Source organism: Pseudonocardia sp. HH130629-09, assembly GCF_001294645.1.
Classification (GTDB): domain Bacteria; phylum Actinomycetota; class Actinomycetes; order Mycobacteriales; family Pseudonocardiaceae; genus Pseudonocardia.
This window is the reverse complement of record NZ_CP011868.1, coordinates 3618131-3635861: the sequence shown is the minus strand read 5'-3', so window position 1 is coordinate 3635861 and position 17731 is coordinate 3618131. Positions and strand designations below refer to the sequence as shown.

The window sequence follows — 17731 nt, the reverse complement described above, 5'->3', positions numbered from 1 at the left end:
GGTCATGGGACGGGGCGGGCCTCAGCGCCCGGTGTTCTGGCCCCCGCGCACCTTGTCGATCGCGCCCTCGACGCCCGCCCGAGCGATGCCCGCGGCGCCCTGCACCGCGGGGTGGTCGGCCGCCCGGTGATAGGCGCGGACGAGCTGTTCATAGCGCTCGTGACCGGCTCTGGTGCCGAGGACGTACCCGACGGCGACACCCACGAGGAATCTGACCATTCCCCTCACCTCCGACCGCGACCGTACCCGGACCGCGGCCGCTGCCCGACCGCCACCCGGATGGGGCTCCGACCTGCGGGAACAGCGGCCGAACGGGGGGTTGCGAGACGACTGTGCGGGGTGTTGTAGAGTTCTTCTCGTCGCCGGGAACACCACCTGGAGCGGCATGAACGGTCCTCCGTAGCTCAATGGCAGAGCACCCGACTGTTAATCGGGCGGTTATTGGTTCGAATCCAATCGGAGGAGCATCTTCCCCAGGTCATCGACCTGATCGGGATCTCCCTCTCAACATCACCCGGCGCTTACCCGGCGGAAACGTCCACCGGAGCGCCACCACCGTCGTCATCCGGGTCGTCCTCGCGGGCGGCCCGGTGCACGTCGTCCAGGGCGTCGGCGGCGCTCTCGCCGAGGATGCGGCGGCCGAAGTAGACATCCTGGGTCATCGACCCGGGCGTGCCCGAGCTGGTCGGCGACGTCGCGCGCGGACAGGCCGGCCTGTTCCATCCAGGTCGCGGCGCTCTTGCGGAACACATGACTTGTGACCCAGGCGAATTCGTCCGGTCGCTGACTGAACCGTCCCGGCTTTACTGCCGGTGGTTTGGTGGCCAGTGATCATCTGGCCGATGGTTCTGTGTCAGCGTAGTGGGCTGCCTCGAACTCGGTGGGGCTGATCATGCCCAGACTTGAGTGCAGTCGGCGGTTGTTGTACCACTCGACCCAGCTGGCGGTGGCGTACTCGACGTCGGCGATCGTGCGGTAGGGGCCGTCGTGGAAGACTCGGGTGCGGATGCATTCGGCCTTGTAGAGGCCGTTGATGGTCTCCATCAGGGCGTTGTCGTAGGCGTCGCCGACGCTGCCGACCGAGGGCTGTATGCCCTCGAGGTGCAGGTGCTCGGTGAACCGCAGACTCGTATATTGCGACCCGGCATCGGAATGGCAGATCAGCTGGTCCCGGGCCACGGCTTTGCCCTCGTGGGCACGTCGCCACAGCGCCATCCGTAACGGCACGTCCACCAGCTCGACGTCACGAGTGAGCGCGGCGTGCCAGCCCACGATCTTCTGCGAGAAGCAGTCCACGATGAACGCCACGTAGGTGAACGACTGATACGTGCGCACGTAGGTGAAGTCGGTGACCCACTTGCTGTCGGGTGCTGAGGCGGTGAAGTTGCGGTCGAGCAGATCAGCGGCCCGCTGGGCGGTCGAGTCCGGGATGGTCGTGCGCGGCCGTTTCCCGCGGACCACTCCGGCCAGCCCCACCGAGCGCATCGCCCGGTCGACCGCTCCGAACCCAGCCTCGGGCAGCACCGTTCGACGGATCAGGGCCAGCATCTTGCGACGCCCATAAAGTCCCTCTGGGGCCAGCACCGGTTCGCCGGCGCGGTTGGTGGTGAACGCCGCCGCACGGACGGCGTCTTCGACCAGGGCGTCGGTGACGGTCCGGGCCGCGACCCGGCCGGCGGCGCCGTTCCTGGTGCCGGTCCGAGCGCACCAGGCCCGCAAGGTTCGTGCCGCGATCGTGAGCCCCAGGGTGTTGAGGGCAGCAAGGATCGACTCGACGGCATGACCAGCAGCCCGCATCTGATCGACGAACGCGACGATCAGCGGTTTCGGGGGTCGAGCTCCCCCACGAAGAAAATCGTCGCCGACTTGAGGACCTCGTTGACCTCGCGCAGGCGCTTGTTCTCCGCCCGCAACCGCCGCAGCTCCTCGCGGTCATCGCTGGTCACGCCCGCTACGACGCCGGTGTCGACGTCGTGCTGGGACACCCAGCGACGCACGGACTCACGCGACACCCCGAGTGACTCAGCGACCTGGACATGCACGGCACGCTCGGTCGAGTACGCCGAACGATGCTCGGTCACCAGACGCACAGCCTGGCTCCGAACCGCTGGGTCGATCTTCTTGGGCACGACACCCATCCTCTCAGCCTGCTCACAACGGAGCGGCAGAGAAGCCGGGACGGTTCAGGTCGCCTCGCACAGGTTGAACACCTCGCCAGTGAACTCTTTCCACTTGGCGTCAGCCAGCGAGGATGAGGGTCTGGATCGCGTTGACCAGCGCGGTGGTCCGCTGCGGGCAGCACCGGATCTTCCAGCTCTTGAGCATCGCGTTCGCGCGTTCACCGGGGCCGCGTTGCGCTGCGTGGGCGGCGTTGATCTCCCGCTGACTCGGTGAGGGCCGTCGGCGCTCGCCGGTGTCGCGATCGGCGGGTCGGCGTCGCTGTGGGAGGCGGAACATCGCACCGGCACCGCGGTATCCGCTGTCGGCGACCACCTGCACCCCGGCGACGGTGAGGGCGTCGATGATCCCGTGTTCGCGGGCGGCACCCATGTCATGCCGCGCACCGGGCAACGCCGGCGCCGCCCAGACCAGACGACCGGCCGGGTCGCTGATGACCTGCACGTTCATGCCGTGGCACTTCCACTTCCCCGAGTAGTACGGGCGGTCGCACCCCGAGGCCATGGCGACCCGGTCGATCCGCAGCAAGGTGCCGTCGAGGATCACGAACGCCTTCCGCCGCGCGACCGCGATCGCCTCGGTCAGGTTCGGTGCCGCGGCGGCGAGGACGTCGATCGCTTCGCGGATGTAGCGGAACGCCGTGGTGGTGCCGACCCCGAAACCAGCGGCGAGGTCGGGGTAGGTCTCGCCCTTGCGCAGGTGCGCCAGGGCGAGCAGGGCGTGACGACCGATCGGGAGGCGCCGCCAGCGAGTACCGCGCTGGTTGCGGCTGCGCTGAAGGGCGTTGGTCAAGGTGATCAGCGCGCGAGTGGACACCGACAGCGCGGACGGGTAGGAAAGCACCGGAGCTCCTGGTGGGCAACGAGTTGATCTAGACAATCACTCGTCTACCAGGAGCTCTTCTAGTTTCCGGGCCGCCACGCCGGACACGACCAACCTGCCTGACCGCCAGGTTGGAAAGGGTTCACTGCCCAGGTGACAGTCTCGGTAGTGGCTGCGGTCATTCTGCTGGTCACTGCTGCAGCGGTGCTTCGGCTTCTGCGCGCCCTCCCCGCGGGCGACACCGTGGCATTGGACGGGTCACAAGAGGCGCCCGGGCCTCAGGACAGTGGATCAGCCGCCACCGGCACGTACGTCGCACAGAGTAGTGACCCAAATCACGGTCGAAGTGGGATGACCTCAACCGGACTTGAGGATCAATCATGATGCCGTGGACATCGCGATCGCTCTGCCCGGCCACGTCCCTTCGTTCGACCCGGCCCACATTCCGCAGTGGGCGCGAGCGGTCGAGGACTGTGAGTTCCCCACGCTCGCGGTCGGCGACCGCCCGTCGTGGTCGACCCCCGAGCCGCTGACCGCCTTGGCCGCGGCCGCCGCGGCAACCACGCGGATCGGACTGCTCTCGAGCGTGCTGCTGGCCCCCGTGCACACTCATGCCGGACTGTTCGCCACCGCGGCTGCGACTGTCGACCGGATCGCCGGCCAAGGGCGGCTACGACTGGGCCTGGCCCCCGGCGCGCGGGAGGCCGACTACGCTGGCAGTCCGACACGGTTCACCCGGCGAGGTAAGGCTCTGGACGCCTGGCTGAACGAGGTCAGGGCAACTTGGGCCAGGGCGTCGGAGGGGGTGTCGGGGGCTCTTGGGCCTGCGCCGGTCACCCCGGGTGGCCCGCCGCTGCTGTTCGGGGGCGAGGTCGAGGCGACGGTGCGCCGGGTGACGCGCCACGGTGTCGGCTGGATCGGCAGCGCCGGGGACCCGGCCGGCTTCGCGGCCTTCACCGGGCGGTTGCGCGCGGCGTTCACCGACGCGGGCCGCAGCGATTCTCCGCAATGCCTGGTCTCGGCCACTGTCGCTCTCACGTCCTCCGGACCGGGAACCGGCGTCGACGCCGTCGGCGACTACTACGCCGACTTCGGACCGGAGTTCCGCGACATGGCCATGGCCATGACCGTCACCACCCCGTCGGCCCTACGGGACCTGGTGACCGAGTCGGCCGAATCTGGGGCCGACGGCGTCGTGCTGACCCTCAACGACCCTGATCCCGCATCGGTGGCAGTGGTGCGCGACGCCTTGACTCCGCACATGGCCAACTGATTGAACCGCCCCGGGTTCTAGTGGAGGCTGGGTTCTGCCCGTTCAGCATGCTGCTGCGGGGCGTGATCGCGGTAGTAGGTGGCGAGTTCAGGCGGTTGAAGCATCCATCTCGACGAGTTCGGCGAATATCTCGGAGAGCCCTCTTCCAGTTGTGGATCTTAGAGTGTGTTTGAGAAGGGTCGGCGTGTCTGCGTGGTGCGGACCTCGACGTGGTCCATCGTGGAGGAGTGGCTCGGCGTAAGCGGCGGTATCCCTCGGACACCAGCGACGCCCAGTGGGTGCTGATCGAACCGCTGCTTCCCGCCGTGGGGGCCGGCGGCAGACCGGAGAAGCACCCGCGCCGCGACGTGGTCGACGCGATCCTCTACGTCGTACGCGCGGGCTGCTCCTGGAGGGCCCTGCCAGCGGACTTCCCGCCGTGGCAGACGGTCTACTGGTACTTCAACCGGTGGGAACAGCAGAAGGCCACCGAGCAGATCCTCCCGGTCGTACGTGGCCAGCTGGGTGCCGAGGAAGGCGGGGACCCCGAGCCCAGCGCGGGGATCATCGACTCCCAGTCCGTCAAAGGCGCCGACACCGTCGGACAGGACACCCGCGGCTATGACGCCGGGAAGAAGGTCAACGGTCGGAAGCGGTTCATCGTGACCGACACCCTCGGCCTGCTGCTCACCACCATGGTGTGCTCGGCGTCGGTGCAGGACCGCGACGGCGCCAAACCGATCCTGCTCGACCTCTACCTGCGCACCCGGGTGCGGTTCGTCTACGCCGACGCCGGGTTCGCCGGACGCCTGCTCGACTGGGCGACTGGGCGACTACGATCCTGCAGACGACGGTCGAGGTCGTCGGCAAGCCGCCTGAGCAGCGCGGATTCGCCGTCCTCCCGCGGCGCTGGGTGGTCGAACGGACCCTGGCCTGGCTCACCGCACACCGACGCCTGGCCCGCGACTACGAACGCCACCCCACCACCGCAGAGGCCATGATCCGCTGGGCCGCGATCAACACCATCACCCGACGCATCGCCCGCGGCGAACCCGCCCGACGCCAGCAGAGGTATGTACTCACCCCTGCGACATGATCTTCTCAAACACGCTCTGAGCGGGGGAGTCCTCGACCAACTCGAATCCCAGCGCGTGGGTGAAGAAGTCGATCGCCTCGTCGTAGTCGTCCACGATGATCGTGGTGAGTTGAAGGATCCGAGAGAACTGACCCGAAGTCCTGTCAGCGGGATCCGGGGCCGATCCGTCTGCGCGCTCGGGGCCGGTGCGGCGTCGTCTGGCCGCAGCCTTTCTGCGGCGTGCGGTCCGCAGGGGGCCCGCGGCCGGCCGTCGCGGTCTGTCCGGGCCGGCTGGTCCGGGCCGCCGAGCGTGACCCCGGGCAGTGCGGGAGTCGTCGAGGGCTCGCGGCGCGCGCCCGGGAGTCGCGGTGTGCCGAGCCACCATCCGCCGAAAGACATCGCTTCCTTGACAAGCTCGCCTTTCGGTTGGAGGATCGTCGCCGTGCCGTACAGGACGACCGTGATCGAGGATCCCGCTGCCGCCGCGATCGCCCTCGATCCGGTGCGTGCCCGGCTGCTCGGGCTGCTGCGGGAACCCGGGTCGGCCACGTCGCTGGCCCCGGTGATGGAGATGAGCCGGCAGAAGGTGAACTACCACCTGCGCGCACTGGAGGCCCACGGCCTCGTCGAGCTGGTCGAGGAGTGGCGCAGGGGCACATGACCGAGCGCGTCCTGCGTGCCTCGGCGGACGCGTTCGTGATCTCACCCCGGGCGTGGGTGCTCCTCGCGCCGGACCCGGACCGGTCACCGGACACCCTGTCGGTCCAGTGGCTCCTCGCGCTGGCCGACCGGCTGCTGCGCGAGGTCGGCCAGCTCGTCACCGGGGCACGCGGACGGCGGGTCGCGACATTCGCGATCGACGGGGAGCTCGCCTTCGCCACCGCGGCGGACCGGGCGGCGTTCACGCGCGAGCTGGGCGAGGTCACCCGCGCTCTCGCTGCGCGTTACCACTCCGACCGGGGCAGGCCCCACCGCCTGGTCGTAGCCCTGCACCCGAGCCTTTCCCCCAAGGAGGAGGAGACGTGACGTTCGAGATCCGCCGCGAGGTCGCCCTGCCCGTCGGTCCCGAGGAGGTCTGGCGGGCGATTGCCACCCCCGAGGGGCAGGCCGGCTGGTTCATGACCGTCGAGGACGCCCCTGACGACGGGGTAGATGTCGTCGAGGACCCCCCGCGCCGTCTGGAGCAGCGCTTCGGTACCCAGGCCATCGAGTACCTCATCGAGGCGACGAGCGGTGGCAGCACGGTCCTGCGCTTCGTCCACAGCGGGATCCGGGAGGAGGACTGGGGCGACGAGTGGGAGACCACGACCGGCCTCGGGTGGGACCTCTACCTGTTCACCCTGGCCGAGTATCTCCGCCACTTCCCCGGCCGACCCGCGGTCTACGCCGAGGCGGAGGCGCCACTGAGCCCGGACGTCTGGCCCGGCGTGCTCGCGGCGCTGCGCGACCCGCACGAGGGCGACCGGGTCGAGACACCCGTCGGTCCCGGGGTCGTCGACATCCGTACGGGCAACTACCTCGGGATCCGTACCGACACGGCCCTGGTGCGCTTCCATGAGCGCTCCTCGATCGGGATGGGGATCGCGGTCGGACACCACGAGACCGGGCAGGCCGACCGGCAGTCCCTCGCCGCCACCTGGAGTCGCTGGCTCGAGAGGGTGGCGCAGCGGTGAGGTGCCGCGCCGTCGACGACGCGTTACCCGGCCACGTCCCTCGCGTTCCACCGCGGCGACATCGAGGCGATGCCGTGGCCGGTCTCACCCCACGTCGCGCGCCCGGATCCCCGCCTCGTGCGGATCCACCTGCTGCTCCTCGGGTGACAGCGCGAGGGTGAGGATCCGCGCCGGGTGGATCCGGATGATCGCACTCGACCCCATCGACTGCCCCGCGGAGTCCGCCGGCTCGGTCAGCGCCTCGCCCCGTCCCCGGATCTCGACGAACCGCACCCGCCACGGGTCGGTCGACAGAACGTCGTCGACGACGAAGGCGACCTGCCCGTTCGCGGCGACGTTGCGGAACTTGCGGCTGTGCTCCATCCCATGGCCGCCGATGTCGATGGTGCCCAGCGTCGTGTTAACACCGAAACCCACCGGGCTGGCCTGCAGCGTCCCGTCCGGCTGGGCGGTGGCGAGCCGCCCGATCCACTGACTGCGCAGGTAGGCGATCTCCTCGTCGGTGAACATGACGGCGACGCTAGGACCTGAACGGTGCTTCAGGTCAAGACGTGGCTCGCGCGACCGCGGCCCGCGCGTCGGCCTCCGGCATCCCGAGGGTCAGCAGGTGCCCGAGGGCGACGTCGGTCTCGTCGCCGTCCCACCGCCCCTCCTGTGCGCCGCGCATGTAGGCCAGGGAGCCGGCCTGTAGCACCTCGGCCAGCACCGGGGCCGCGGCGTGCCGGGAGAACACGCCGGATCGCTGCCCGTTCTCCAGCAGCCGGACCATGATCGTGTGGAACGGGCCCATCGCGGCGCGGACCTCGTCGTCGGCGGTCCGGCGGGCCAGCGCGATGACCGGGCCGTAGCGCCGCGACGTGCTCCAGGTGCGCAGGAGGGTGGCCGCGAGCTCGACGGCCGGGTCGGCCGCGTCGGGGTCGACCTCGCCGACCTTCTCGACGAAGTCTGCCGACGCCGCCCGGACGAGTGCGACCACGAGGTCGTGACGGCTGGTGAAGTGGCCGTAGAGGGTGCGCCGCACGACCCCGGCGCGGGCCGCGACCTCGTCGAGCGAGGCGTCCGGGTTCTCGTGCAGCACGGCCTGCGCGGCGTCCAGGATGGACTGCCGGTTCCGCTCGCGGGCCGACGGCCGCTCCGTCCGTTTCATCACGCGTGCAGTTTTGCACGATGAGTGCAATCCTGGCGAGTGTCGAGGACACCCAGTGCGAGGAGCGGACGATGACGATCGACCACGACACCCGGCCGGTACGGCTGGACCAGGACTTCTTCGACGATCCCGACGAGCTCTACCGCCGGTTGCGCGACGAGAACCCGGTCGTCCGCGCGACCGGCCCGAACGGGCTGACCTTCTGGATGATCACCCGCTACGCCGACGCCCGTGCCGCGCTCAACGACCCGCGGCTGCAGAAGGACTCCCGCCGGCTGCCGGAGGTGCTGCAGCGCCAGGGCGCGACCTCGATCCGCCAGTTCGCCGACTCCCTCGTCGCGCACATGCTCAACGCCGACCCGCCGGACCACACCCGGCTGCGCAAGCTCGTCGGACGGGCGTTCACCGTCCGGGCGATCGCCCGGCTGCGGCCGCGGATCGAGCAGATCGCCACCGAGCTCGCCGACGCCGCCGAGCAGGCGGGCCCCGAGCTCGACCTGCTGGACCACTTCGCCTTCCCGCTGCCCATGACCGTCATCTCGGAGATCCTCGGTGTCCCGGGGGACCGCCGCGACGACTTCCGACACTGGTCGAACGTACTGCTCTCCAGCGGGCCCGACGAGGAGCGTGGCGCAGCCGCCGCGTCGATGGCGCAGTTCCTGTCCGCGCTCGTCGCCGAGAAGTCCGCCCACCCCGGCGACGACATGCTGTCCGAGATCGTCCGCGCCTCGGAGGACGGCGACTCGCTCAGCCCCACCGAGGTCACCGCGATGGCGTTCCTGCTGCTGGTCGCCGGGCACGAGACCACGGTCAACCTCATCGGCAACGGTGTGCTGGCACTGCTGCGCGACCCCGACCAGCACGCCCGGCTGCGTGCCGACCCCGACCGGGTGCCGCAGGCGGTCGAGGAGTTCCTCCGGTACGACGGCCCGGTCAACCTCGCCACGATCCGCTTCACCGACGAGCCCGTCGAGTACTCCGGGGTGACGATCCCGGCCGGCGAGGTCGTGCTCGTCTCGCTGATCGGGGCCAACCGCGACCCCGAGCGCTACCCGGACCCGCAGCGGTTCGACCCCGACCGCGACACCTCCGGGCACCTCGCGTTCGGCTACGGCATCCACCACTGCCTCGGCGCACCGCTGGCCCGTCTGGAGGCCGACGTCGCGTTCCGGACGTTGCTCGCGCGGTTCCCGGACATGACGCTCGCCGGAGCCCCCGGGCAGCACCGGCAGAGCACGCTGATCCACTCGCTCACGGCGCTCCCAGTACGCCTGCACCCGTGACGGGCGCCGGGTGATCAGCCCGCGCTGAACTGCTCGCTGCCGATCACCCGGAGCAGCTCCAGGCGCCGTTCGGTCTCGCTGCGCGGCGCCGCGGTGAGTACCAGCAGCGCCTGGTACCGGTCCTCGGTGAACAGCGCCTGGCAGTCCACCTCCAGCTCGCCGAGCTCCGGGTGCAGCAGCGTCTTGTGGTCGGAGAACCGGCGTCCGACCTCGTGCAGCTCCCACAGGGCGGCGAACTCGGGGCTGCGCTCCGACAGCACCCCCACCAGCTCGCCGGCCCGCGACCGGGGCCCGAGCATCGCCAGTGCCGCTCGCAGCGTGGCGACCTGCGCGCGGCTCTGGCGGGGCCGGTCGTCGGGCGGGTACATGCGCCGGGCGTCCGGGTCGGTGAACCAGCGGAAGACCTCGCTGCGGGCGAGCCCGGCGTGGTGGGTGTGGTCGCCGAACAGCGCCCGGGCCATCTCGTTCTGCACGAGCGTCTCGCCGAGCACGGTCAGGATCAGCGCCGGGCTGTCGTGCAGCCGGTCCAGCACCCGCAGCAGCGCGGGGGCCACGTGCTCGGACACCGGGCCCGACGCCGGCGCGTTCCGGCCCGCGCACCGGAACAGGTAGTCGCGCTCCTCGGTGCCCAGCCGCAGCGCCCGGGCCAGCGAGGCCAGCATCTGGTCGCTGGGCTGCGGCCCGCGCTGCTGCTCCAGCCGCGTGTAGTAGTCGGTCGACATGACCGCGAGCGTCGCGACCTCCTCACGGCGCAGCCCCGCCGTGCGCCGGCGGGCACCGTCGGGGAGCCCGACGTCACCGGGACGGAGACGGGCGCGGTGCCGGCGCAGGAAGTCGGCCAGGGCTGCACGGTCCACGTCACCGAGTATCCGCGGGCACCCGCCGGGCAACCAGGGACCGGCGATCCCCCGATGACCGGTCTCTGCCGCCCCCGTCCGCCGCGCGGCGACGGTGGGGACATGCAGATCACCGGACGTACCGTCTTCATCCCCGGCTCGACGAGCGGCATCGGACTCGCACTGGCCCTGGCGCTGCACGAGCGCGGCAACACCGTGGTCCTCGGCGGCCGGCGCCGCGACCTGCTCGACGAGCTCGTCGCGGCCCACCCCGGCCTCGACGCCGTCGAGATCGACACCGCCGACCCGGCGAGCATCACGAAGGCCGTCGGAGAGGTCCTCGACCGGCACCCCGACCTCGACGTGCTCGTCGCGATGGCCGGGATCATGCGGGTCGAGGACTGGCACACCCCGGAGGGGTTCCTGGCCTCGGCCGAGCAGGTCGTCACCACCAACCTGCTCGGCCCGATCCGGCTGATCGGCGCGCTCGTGGAGCACCTGCGGGGACGGCCGGTCGCGTCGGTGGTCACCGTGTCGTCGGGGCTGGCGTTCGTCCCGCTCGCCGCGACGCCCAGCTACAACGCCACCAAGGCCGCGGTGCACATGCTCACCGAGTCGCTGCGCCTGCAGCTCGCCGACACGACCGTCGAGCTCCTCGAGATCGTGCCGCCCTCGGTGGCGACCGAACTGCTGCCCGGCCAGCAGGACAGCCCGATCGCGATGCCGCTCGACGACTTCGTCGCCGAGGTCCTCACGCTGCTCGAGGCCCCGACCCCGGGCGGGGAGGTCCTCGTCGAGCGGGTGCTGCCGTTGCGCCGTGCTGAGGCCCGCGGCGAGTACGCCGACGTCGTCGCCCGGCTGAACGCGGCCGACCCGCACTGACCGTCGCACCGCACCCTACCCCCGGACGCGGCCCGGTCCGGCGTCCGTCCGGGCGGTCGGCGTGGCCCGTAGGCTGACCCGCGCGACGACGGGGGAGGGCGCCATGACGGCACCGGGCCGGGCTCGGCAGGACCGCATCTACCGCGACGGCGTCTCCGGCGCCCGTCCCCGGGTCCCGACCGGTCCCGACGAGCTGGAGCGCCGCGCGCGGCGGGCCATGAGCCGGCGCGCCGACGCCTACGTCACCGGCGGCGCGGGCGCCGAGACCACGATGCGCGCGAACCGGGCGGCGTTCGCCCGTCGGGAGATCGTGCCGCGGGTGCTGCGCGACGTCGGCGAGCGCGACCTGACCGTCGAGCTGTTCGGCCGTACGCTGCCCGCGCCGCTGCTGCTCGCCCCGATCGGGGCACTGGACCTGGTCCGGCGCGGGGCCGACCTCGCCGTCGCCCGCGGAGCCGCGGCTGCCGGGGTCCCGATGGTGATCTCCAACCAGGCCGGGGCGCCGATGGAGGAGATCGCCGCGGTCGGCGGCCCCACCTGGTTCCAGCTGTACTGGTCCACCTCCGACGAGCTCGTCGACAGTTTCCTGAGCCGTGCCGAGTCCGCCGGCTGCGACGCCGTCGTCGTCACCCTCGACACCACGATGCTGGGCTGGCGCCCCCGCGACCTCGACCTGGGGCACCTGCCCTTCGCCCGGGGCATCGGGATCGCCCAGTACACCTCCGACCCGGTGTTCCGCCGCCTGGTGGAGGAGACCCTCGCCGCGCCGTCGGCCGGGGCGCCGCCGAAGGTCACCCCGCAGGCCGTGCGGACCCTGCTCGAGATCACCCGCAACGCCCCCGGACGGTTCCGGGACAACCTGCGCTCGCCCGTCCCGCGGGCGGCCGTGGAGACCTTCCTGCGGGTCTACTCGCGACCGCGGCTGTCCTGGGAGGACCTGGCGACCCTGCGCTCGCGGACCCGGCTGCCGATCCTGCTCAAGGGGGTCCTGCACCCCGACGACGCCCGCCGGGCCGCCGACGCCGGTGTGGACGGGGTCGTCGTGTCCAACCACGGCGGCCGCCAGATCGACCACGCGGTCGCCTCGCTGGACGCGCTGCCCGGTGTCGTCGACGCGGTCGGTGACGCGCTGCCGGTGCTGCTCGACTCCGGGGTACGGACCGGGGCCGACGTCGCGACCGCGGTCCGGCTCGGCGCCCGCGCCGTGCTGCTGGGGCGCCCGTTCGTGCACGGACTCGCCCTGGACGACGCCCGCGGCGTCGCGCAGGTGCTGCAGAACGTCGTCGCCGAGCTCGACCTGGTCTGCGGGCTGGCGGGGGCCACCACCCCGGCCGGGATCGAGCTGCGCGGGCGTCCCTGACGGGTCACCCGGCGGTGCGGTCCGGCGCGCCCGGCCGACCGCGCCGTGGCACGGTCGGACCATGACGCGTACGACGGCGACCCGTACCCGGCAGGACCTCGCCCGCCTCGCGCTCGGCGCGATGCTGGTGTTCGCCGGGACCTCGCACCTCACCTTCGCCCGCCGCGAGTTCCGTGCCCAGGTCCCGCCGTGGGTCCCGATGGACACCGACGACGTCGTGCTGCTCTCGGGCGCCGCCGAGATCGCGCGCGGCGCCGCGCTGGCCGGCCTCCCGAAGGAGCGCCGCCGGGTCGGCGGTCTGGCCGCGGCGTTCTTCACCGCCATCTTCCCGGGCAACGTCTCCCAGTACCGCAACCGCGTCGACGGGTTCGGCCTCGACACCGACGCCAAGCGGGCCGCGCGGCTGGCCGGGCAGCCGTTGCTGGTGGCCTGGGCGCTCTACGCGGGCGGGCTGATCCCGCGCCGGTGAGCCGGCGCCGGCCCGGAGAACCGGGCGAGCGGGACGTCCGACACGACGCGCCGGTACCCGATAGCACGTCGCCTGTAGCACAGCGGGGTCCGGTACGGCTAATGTCCACCCCGTAGGAACCGGCAAGACGCGAGGAGACATCCGGATGCCACAGGGAACCGTCAAGTGGTTCAACGCGGAGAAGGGGTACGGGTTCATCACGCCGGACGGAGGCGGGCAGGACCTGTTCGTCCACTTCAGCGCGATCCAGTCCTCCGGATACCGCAGCCTCGACGAGGGGCAGACCGTGACCTTCGAGGTCACCCAGGGTCAGAAGGGTCCGCAGGCGGACCAGGTCGTTCCCACCTGACCGCCTGATCCGACGCCGACGCCCGGGGTGCTCACGCGAAGCACCCCGGGCGTCGTCGTGTCGGGGGTCAGGACGCCAGGCGGGTCTCCAGCCCGGCGATGACCAGCTCCACGCGGCTCAGGGTCCAGCTGCGCGGCGGGTCGTCGATCCGGTCCCGGAAGACCGAGCGGACCTGGGCGTCGAACGGCTCGGCCGACTCCAGCACCTGGTCGCGACGGCGCGCGTCCCCGATGCCGAGGGCGTTGGCCGCCAACCACGGCTGCATGCCCATCTGGAAGGCGGTCGAGGCGCCCAGCACCGCGTCCTCCGCGGTGAAGCCCGACTCCAGCAGCCGGTCGGTCAGCCGCCGGAACGCCGACAGCAACGCCTCGGGGGACTCCGGCAGCCGCACCATCGCGGGCGCGAGGCCCGGGTGCTCGGCCATCACGTCGAACGTCGCCGCCGCGAACGCCAGCATCTGCTCCTGCCAACGGCCCTCGTCGGTCGCGGGGAACACGCCGTCGGTCACCACGTCGTCCACCAGCGCGGCGACGAGCGCCTCCAGGCTGGGGAAGTGGCGGTAGAACGTGGAGTACTTCACCCCGACCCGCGCGGTCACCGCGCCGACCGTCAGGTCGGAGAAGCCGAGCTCGCGCGCAGCGGCCAGCAGTGTCGCGCGGTCGGTCAGTGGCGGGCGGCCGGTGCGCCGTGCCGGTCTGCTCTCAGTCTCGGTCACGGCCCGAATGCTACTGCCCGTGGCCGCGTCCGGGACAGGCTAGTCGCGGTCGGTCTGACGACTACGTGTGACCTGCCCCATCACTGGTTCATTGAGCGGCTGGTCGTTCGGCCGGCCGGACGTGCGGTCGTCTCGCAACGCAGGTCGAAGGTGACGGAGCGTCACAAAGGAACGGGCGCTCCGGCGACGATCCGGCCGAGCGTGCGCAGGCTCGGCGAGCCGGGATCCCAATAGCCGCCGTGCGCGGCGGCGAACGCGGACTCGTCGTTCGGGGTGGCCGGGTCGTCGGTGCGGGGGAGCGCCGAACCGGGGGCCGAGTCGAACACCCGGGCGCCGAACCCCGGTGCCGCCGGGTTCGGGCCGTGCAGGAGCCCGGTGGGGGCGAACCCGCGCGAGGTCGCGAAACCCTCGACCCCGGGCACCCGGTCGATCGGGTCGTGCCGTGCGGTCGTCGCCCAGACGTGCCCGGGTGCGGTGCCGAGCTCGGAGGCGTGTCCCGCGCCGGTCCCGGGGCTGCCGACGAACACCACGTCGTCGGCGGCCAGGCCGCCGCCCCGGGCGGAGTTCCCGACCACCGTCGAGCCGTAGGAGTGCCCGACGACGGTCAGGTGCACCGGGCCCGCGTGCCCGGCCCGCAGACCGTCCTGGAAGGAGCGCAGGTCTCCCGCTGCGGCGCGGGCGGCCCCCGGGTCCGCCGCCGCGACCAGGTCGGGTGGCGCGTCGTAGCCGGTCCACAGCACCGCGGCGACGGTGCCGTCCGTCGCGGCCGCCCGTGCGGCGGCGCGGGTCGCCTCGACCCGGGCCAGGTCACCGGGCACCCCGTCCCAGCCCGCGGTCGTCCCCGGGACGTGGGTGAGCACGTGCGCGGCGTGTTCCGGGTCGCCGACGGCGAGAACGAGCCGCCCGCCGGTGCTCCCGCGCTCCAGTCGGAGCAGGTACGCGTCACCGGCGTCGAGGCGTCGGCGGGTCGCCTCCAGACCGGCCGACGCCCGTCGGGCGCGGTCCGCGCCCGCGGTGTCCCCGGCCCGGTCGAGCAGTGCCGCCCGGGCCAGGAGCCGGGACAGCTCGGCGTCGAGCAGGACCCGGTTCGCCCGGTCCCGGTCGGCGACCGGCACGCCGTCCAGCCCACCGACGAGGTCGGGCCGGGTGTGCAGCAGCTGTTCCCGTCGCACCTCGGGCAGCCCCGTCCACCAGGACCGCACGGCGCCGGCGCCCGCACCGGGGGGGCGCGGCGGGCGCGACCGGGCGGGGGGCCGCCGCGGGGGCCGGGCGGAGCGCATCGAGCGCGGCGGCCGTGGTGTGGTCGGACCGGGTCGCGGCACCGACGGCGTCGGCCACCGCGGTGGACAGGTGGGCCAGGTCCGCCCCGAAGCGCGCGACCATCGCGGGCAGCTGCCACACCCCGAGCCAGTGCGCGCCGACGCCGGCGGACAGCGTGCCGCGTTCGAGGTCGACGACGAACTGCGGGTGCACCGCCAGCGCGGCGAGCACGAGCCGGCGCTGGGCGTCGAGGACCTCGCCGGCGTGGGTGCCCAGCACCTGCGCGGCCCGGGTCGCGGTGCCCGCGTCGTCGCGCAGCCGGCGGACCTGCTCGGCGCGGTCCAGCGCGGCCGCGTCGGCGTCGGCCCCCGTCCACGACCGCGGTGCGGAGCGTTCCAGCTCGGCGGCGCGCTCGGACAGGGCCCGGGACAAGCCGTCCCAGGTACCGGCGCGACGCAGCCACGCGCCGGGGTCGGCGGTCACGAGGTCGCGCAGGGCGGGCCCGGTGCTCACGAGGCGCGCCCGGCGAACGCCGTCGCGGCGTCGTCGTCGGCGGCGCGCCAGGAGGTGGCGGCCGCGCGCAGGGCCGACGCCGTCGACGCGGTGTGCTCCGCGTGCTCCCGGGTCGCCCGCGCCATCGCGTCCTCCCAGGCCGTGGCCGCCGTCCCGGCCGCGAAACCCGGCACCGGCGCGGCCGGGCTCACGAGCATCGTGTCGTCGGCGAGATCGTCGGCGATGTGGTCGAGCGCCGCGGCGGCGGCGTCGAGGCCGTCCGGGTCGGAACGTGCCACCCCGCCCGACGACGGGTGCGGACCGGGCACGGGCCGCCCGCTCGTCCACCGGGTCCCCGGTCGGTCTCGGTCGTGCACCGCGGCACCTCCGTCGTCGGTGGCGGGCCCGCCCGGCCCGCCCGCGTCGGACAGGAGTGTGCGTGCCGCGCGGCCCCGGCACGGGCGTTCGGGGGAATCCGGTGTGGGTGCTCTCGATCATGACCGGTCGCCGTGAGACCATCTGCGCCGGTCGGAGCAGCGGGCCGGGGCCCGGTCGGCCCCGGCCGGGGAGAGGAGCGTCGTGGTCGGCGTCCAGCGGGTGATGACGGTGCGCAGCCCTGCCGAGACGGTGTTCCGTTACCTGTCCGACCACGGGAACAGCGAGATCTGGGACCCGACCGTGCGTTCCAGCACCCGTTCCGACGGTGGCGGCCCGATCGTGGTCGGCGCCGCCTGGCGCACGGTGGCGGTGTGGGGCGGGCGGGAGAGCGAGCTCGACCACACGCTGCGGGAGCTGACGGCGGGCCGGGTCGTGTTCGTCGCGGAGAACCCGGCGGTCAGCGCGACGGAGGAGATCGTCGTCGAGCCCGTTGAGGGTGGGGGCAGCGTCGTCAGCTTCCACGCCCGGGTGCGGCTCAAGGGGCTGCTGAAGCTGGCGGCGCCGTTCCTGCGGCGCGAGTTCGAGCGGCACGGCGACGAGCTGGAACGCACTCTGCCCCCGGTGCTGGAACGCCTGCAGGGGTCCGCGCCGGCCCCACCGCCGTAGGCCCGCGGCTCAGCCGTAGGCCCGCGGCTCAGCGGTCGCGCCAGAAACCCATGCGACGGCTGATCTCCCGCCCCGCGGCGACGACCTCCGGGGTGATCCGCTCGATCCGCTCGGCCGGGAGCCGGTAGGCGGGCCCGGACACCGACAGGGCGGCCACCACCGCGCCGCCGTGGTCCAGCACCGGTGCAGCCACGGCGTTGAGCCCGGTCTCCAGCTCCTCCAGCGACCACGCGTACCCGTGCCGGCGGACCCGGCGCAGCTCCTCGACGAGCGCCTCGCGGTCCTCGTCCGGCACCGTGTCCGGCATCGTCGTCGGGTCGTCGAGGACGACCGAGGCCAGCAGCACCTTGCCGCTGGAGGTGTTGTGCATCGGGGTGATCCGGCCGAGCCAGTTGAACGTGGTGACCATCGACGGGCCCCGGGCCTGGTCGACGTTCACCGCCCACCCGCGGTCGGGGATGGCGATGTTGACGGTCTCGCCGAGTCGATCCGCGAGCGTCTCGCAGACCGGGTGGCCCTGGGTGGTGACCTCCAGGCGCTCCGCGACGCGCCCGGCGAGCGGGATCAGCCCGAACCCGAGGCGGTACTTGCCGCGGTCGGCGATCTGCTCGACCAACCCGCGCTCCTCCAGCGCGCCGAGCAGCCGGAAGGCGGTGGACTTGTGGACGTCGAGCGAGGCGGCGAGCTCGCTGACCCCCGCCTCGCTCCGGTCGGCCAGCAGGGTGAGCAGGGTGATGGCCCGGTCGACCGACTGCACCCCGGGCTCCCGTCCGCGCACCGTGTTGCCCATGGCGCAACCCTAACCCGGCATTCGGCACGTCGCCACGCGGGGCGACCGGAAAGCGTGACCATCTCCCGCGCGAGGACGACGGGCCCGGGTTTGCACACCGACCC

Annotated in this window: 22 protein-coding genes, 1 tRNA gene and 2 pseudogenes; 12 read left to right on the top strand and 13 right to left on the bottom strand. The window is 72.6% G+C overall.

Annotated elements, in window-relative coordinates; genetic code table 11:
• Window positions 1-21 precede the first annotated feature (21 nt).
• Window positions 22-219, bottom strand: a complete 198-nt coding sequence (locus XF36_RS16600; protein ID WP_020625200.1) for a hypothetical protein — start codon at window positions 217-219, stop codon at window positions 22-24.
• A 174-nt stretch (window positions 220-393) separates the two neighbouring features.
• Between XF36_RS16600 and XF36_RS16595 the strand changes: the two genes are divergently transcribed.
• Window positions 394-465: transfer RNA gene (locus XF36_RS16595), tRNA-Asn, on the top strand.
• 56 nt (window positions 466-521) lie between these two features.
• Here the strand turns inward: XF36_RS16595 and XF36_RS34240 are convergent.
• The 3 genes from XF36_RS34240 to XF36_RS16580 form a co-directional block, all read right to left on the bottom strand.
• The gene (locus tag XF36_RS34240) at window positions 522-662 is read right to left on the bottom strand and encodes a hypothetical protein (RefSeq protein WP_238589381.1); all 141 of its coding nucleotides are present in this window, start codon (window positions 660-662) and stop codon (window positions 522-524) included.
• Window positions 663-831: 169 nt separating this feature from the next.
• A protein-coding gene (locus XF36_RS16590; RefSeq protein ID WP_145981319.1) for an IS3 family transposase occupies window positions 832-2129 on the bottom strand; the annotation gives its coding sequence in 2 pieces (ribosomal slippage) (window positions 832-1856 and window positions 1856-2129; 1299 coding nt in all).
• A 109-nt stretch (window positions 2130-2238) separates the two neighbouring features.
• On the bottom strand, window positions 2239-3021 hold the full coding sequence (locus XF36_RS16580) for an IS5/IS1182 family transposase (protein ID WP_060712691.1): 783 nt from the start codon (window positions 3019-3021) through the stop codon (window positions 2239-2241).
• A gap of 367 nt (window positions 3022-3388) precedes the next feature.
• Here XF36_RS16580 and XF36_RS16575 point away from each other — a divergent pair, with 367 nt between their 5' ends.
• From XF36_RS16575 to XF36_RS35675, 3 genes and pseudogenes are all read left to right on the top strand, one after another.
• A complete protein-coding gene (locus tag XF36_RS16575) occupies window positions 3389-4273 on the top strand; it encodes an LLM class flavin-dependent oxidoreductase (RefSeq protein ID WP_060712690.1) in 885 nt (294 codons plus the stop codon).
• A 209-nt stretch (window positions 4274-4482) separates the two neighbouring features.
• Window positions 4483-5040 (top strand): annotated as a pseudogene (locus XF36_RS16570) (IS5 family transposase); the annotation flags it as partial.
• Window positions 4953-5348 (top strand): transposase, encoded by a 396-nt coding sequence (locus XF36_RS35675; RefSeq protein WP_414706247.1) that lies wholly within the window; start codon window positions 4953-4955, stop codon window positions 5346-5348. The pseudogene XF36_RS16570 and the gene XF36_RS35675, both read left to right, overlap by 88 nt.
• Here the strand turns inward: XF36_RS35675 and XF36_RS30530 are convergent.
• Complete coding sequence (locus XF36_RS30530) at window positions 5332-5442, bottom strand: VOC family protein (protein WP_238588915.1); 111 nt, start codon at window positions 5440-5442, stop codon at window positions 5332-5334. The two genes, XF36_RS35675 and XF36_RS30530, sit on opposite strands and share 17 nt — an antisense overlap.
• A 327-nt stretch (window positions 5443-5769) precedes the next feature.
• Between XF36_RS30530 and XF36_RS16565 the strand changes: the two are divergent.
• Together XF36_RS16565 and XF36_RS16560 are read left to right on the top strand one after the other, a co-directional pair.
• Window positions 5770-6353: pseudogene (locus XF36_RS16565) on the top strand (ArsR/SmtB family transcription factor).
• On the top strand, window positions 6350-7000 hold the full coding sequence (locus XF36_RS16560) for an SRPBCC family protein (protein WP_060712689.1): 651 nt from the start codon (window positions 6350-6352) through the stop codon (window positions 6998-7000). The pseudogene XF36_RS16565 and the gene XF36_RS16560 overlap by 4 nt, the downstream one beginning before the upstream one ends.
• A gap of 84 nt (window positions 7001-7084) precedes the next feature.
• Here XF36_RS16560 and XF36_RS16555 read toward each other — a convergent pair whose 3' ends face one another.
• Both XF36_RS16555 and XF36_RS16550 read right to left on the bottom strand, forming a co-directional pair.
• On the bottom strand, window positions 7085-7510 hold the full coding sequence (locus XF36_RS16555; protein WP_060712688.1) for a PPOX class F420-dependent oxidoreductase: 426 nt from the start codon (window positions 7508-7510) through the stop codon (window positions 7085-7087).
• Window positions 7511-7544: 34 nt separating this feature from the next.
• A complete protein-coding gene (locus XF36_RS16550) occupies window positions 7545-8147 on the bottom strand; it encodes a TetR/AcrR family transcriptional regulator (protein WP_060712687.1) in 603 nt (200 codons plus the stop codon).
• A 71-nt stretch (window positions 8148-8218) separates the two neighbouring features.
• Between XF36_RS16550 and XF36_RS16545 the strand changes: the two genes are divergently transcribed.
• A complete protein-coding gene (locus XF36_RS16545; RefSeq protein WP_060712686.1) occupies window positions 8219-9430 on the top strand; it encodes a cytochrome P450 family protein in 1212 nt (403 codons plus the stop codon).
• A 14-nt stretch (window positions 9431-9444) separates the two neighbouring features.
• Here the strand turns inward: XF36_RS16545 and XF36_RS16540 are convergent, their stop codons facing one another.
• Complete coding sequence (locus XF36_RS16540) at window positions 9445-10287, bottom strand: helix-turn-helix transcriptional regulator (RefSeq protein WP_060712685.1); 843 nt, start codon at window positions 10285-10287, stop codon at window positions 9445-9447.
• A 102-nt stretch (window positions 10288-10389) separates the two neighbouring features.
• Between XF36_RS16540 and XF36_RS16535 the strand changes: the two genes are divergently transcribed.
• The 4 genes from XF36_RS16535 (at window position 10390) to XF36_RS16520 (ending at window position 13326) form a co-directional block, all read left to right on the top strand.
• Window positions 10390-11148, top strand: coding sequence for an SDR family oxidoreductase (locus XF36_RS16535; protein WP_060714761.1), 759 nt, complete (start codon window positions 10390-10392; stop codon window positions 11146-11148).
• Between the two features lie 103 nt (window positions 11149-11251).
• On the top strand, window positions 11252-12508 hold the full coding sequence (locus XF36_RS16530; RefSeq protein ID WP_060712684.1) for an alpha-hydroxy-acid oxidizing protein: 1257 nt from the start codon (window positions 11252-11254) through the stop codon (window positions 12506-12508).
• Window positions 12509-12569: 61 nt separating this feature from the next.
• Window positions 12570-12977, top strand: a complete 408-nt coding sequence (locus XF36_RS16525; protein WP_060712683.1) for a DoxX family protein — start codon at window positions 12570-12572, stop codon at window positions 12975-12977.
• 145 nt (window positions 12978-13122) lie between these two features.
• Window positions 13123-13326 (top strand): cold-shock protein, encoded by a 204-nt coding sequence (locus XF36_RS16520; protein ID WP_020624259.1) that lies wholly within the window; start codon window positions 13123-13125, stop codon window positions 13324-13326.
• A 67-nt stretch (window positions 13327-13393) separates the two neighbouring features.
• On the opposite strand, the gene XF36_RS16515 is transcribed toward XF36_RS16520, so the two are convergent.
• The 4 genes from XF36_RS16515 to XF36_RS16505 form a co-directional block, all read right to left on the bottom strand.
• A complete protein-coding gene (locus XF36_RS16515; RefSeq protein ID WP_060712682.1) occupies window positions 13394-14041 on the bottom strand; it encodes a TetR/AcrR family transcriptional regulator in 648 nt (215 codons plus the stop codon).
• 161 nt (window positions 14042-14202) lie between these two features.
• Entirely contained in the window at window positions 14203-14901 is a 699-nt protein-coding gene (locus XF36_RS16510; protein WP_304437856.1) for an alpha/beta hydrolase, read from the bottom strand.
• Between the two features lie 82 nt (window positions 14902-14983).
• Window positions 14984-15814 carry a hypothetical protein gene (locus XF36_RS34985; protein ID WP_304437840.1) on the bottom strand — a complete coding sequence of 277 codons (831 nt, stop codon included), beginning with the start codon at window positions 15812-15814 and terminating at the stop codon, window positions 14984-14986.
• Window positions 15811-16092 (bottom strand): hypothetical protein, encoded by a 282-nt coding sequence (locus XF36_RS16505; RefSeq protein WP_145981392.1) that lies wholly within the window; start codon window positions 16090-16092, stop codon window positions 15811-15813. The genes XF36_RS34985 and XF36_RS16505 overlap by 4 nt, the downstream gene beginning before the upstream one ends.
• 280 nt (window positions 16093-16372) lie before the next feature.
• On the opposite strand from XF36_RS16505, the gene XF36_RS16500 reads away from it, so the two are divergent.
• Window positions 16373-16837: an SRPBCC family protein gene (locus XF36_RS16500; RefSeq protein ID WP_060712679.1), complete on the top strand. Its 465-nt coding sequence runs from the start codon at window positions 16373-16375 to the stop codon at window positions 16835-16837.
• Between the two features lie 28 nt (window positions 16838-16865).
• Here the strand turns inward: XF36_RS16500 and XF36_RS16495 are convergent, their stop codons facing one another.
• Complete coding sequence (locus XF36_RS16495; RefSeq protein WP_193393974.1) at window positions 16866-17627, bottom strand: IclR family transcriptional regulator; 762 nt, start codon at window positions 17625-17627, stop codon at window positions 16866-16868.
• Window positions 17628-17731 lie beyond the last annotated feature (104 nt).

What these genes read in the sequence shown, in the direction of transcription:
- XF36_RS16600 (WP_020625200.1), bottom strand. Translation starts at nt 219, where the DNA reads ATGGTCAGATTCCTCGTGGGTGTCGCCGTCGGGTACGTCCTCGGCACC.
- XF36_RS34240 (WP_238589381.1), bottom strand. Translation starts at nt 662, where the DNA reads ATGACCCAGGATGTCTACTTCGGCCGCCGCATCCTCGGCGAGAGCGCC.
- XF36_RS16555 (WP_060712688.1), bottom strand. Translation starts at nt 7,510, where the DNA reads ATGTTCACCGACGAGGAGATCGCCTACCTGCGCAGTCAGTGGATCGGG.
- XF36_RS16550 (WP_060712687.1), bottom strand. Translation starts at nt 8,147, where the DNA reads ATGAAACGGACGGAGCGGCCGTCGGCCCGCGAGCGGAACCGGCAGTCC.
- XF36_RS16545 (WP_060712686.1), top strand. Translation starts at nt 8,219, where the DNA reads ATGACGATCGACCACGACACCCGGCCGGTACGGCTGGACCAGGACTTC.
- XF36_RS16535 (WP_060714761.1), top strand. Translation starts at nt 10,390, where the DNA reads ATGCAGATCACCGGACGTACCGTCTTCATCCCCGGCTCGACGAGCGGC.
- XF36_RS16530 (WP_060712684.1), top strand. Translation starts at nt 11,252, where the DNA reads ATGACGGCACCGGGCCGGGCTCGGCAGGACCGCATCTACCGCGACGGC.
- XF36_RS16525 (WP_060712683.1), top strand. Translation starts at nt 12,570, where the DNA reads ATGACGCGTACGACGGCGACCCGTACCCGGCAGGACCTCGCCCGCCTC.
- XF36_RS16520 (WP_020624259.1), top strand. Translation starts at nt 13,123, where the DNA reads ATGCCACAGGGAACCGTCAAGTGGTTCAACGCGGAGAAGGGGTACGGG.
- XF36_RS16495 (WP_193393974.1), bottom strand. Translation starts at nt 17,627, where the DNA reads ATGGGCAACACGGTGCGCGGACGGGAGCCCGGGGTGCAGTCGGTCGAC.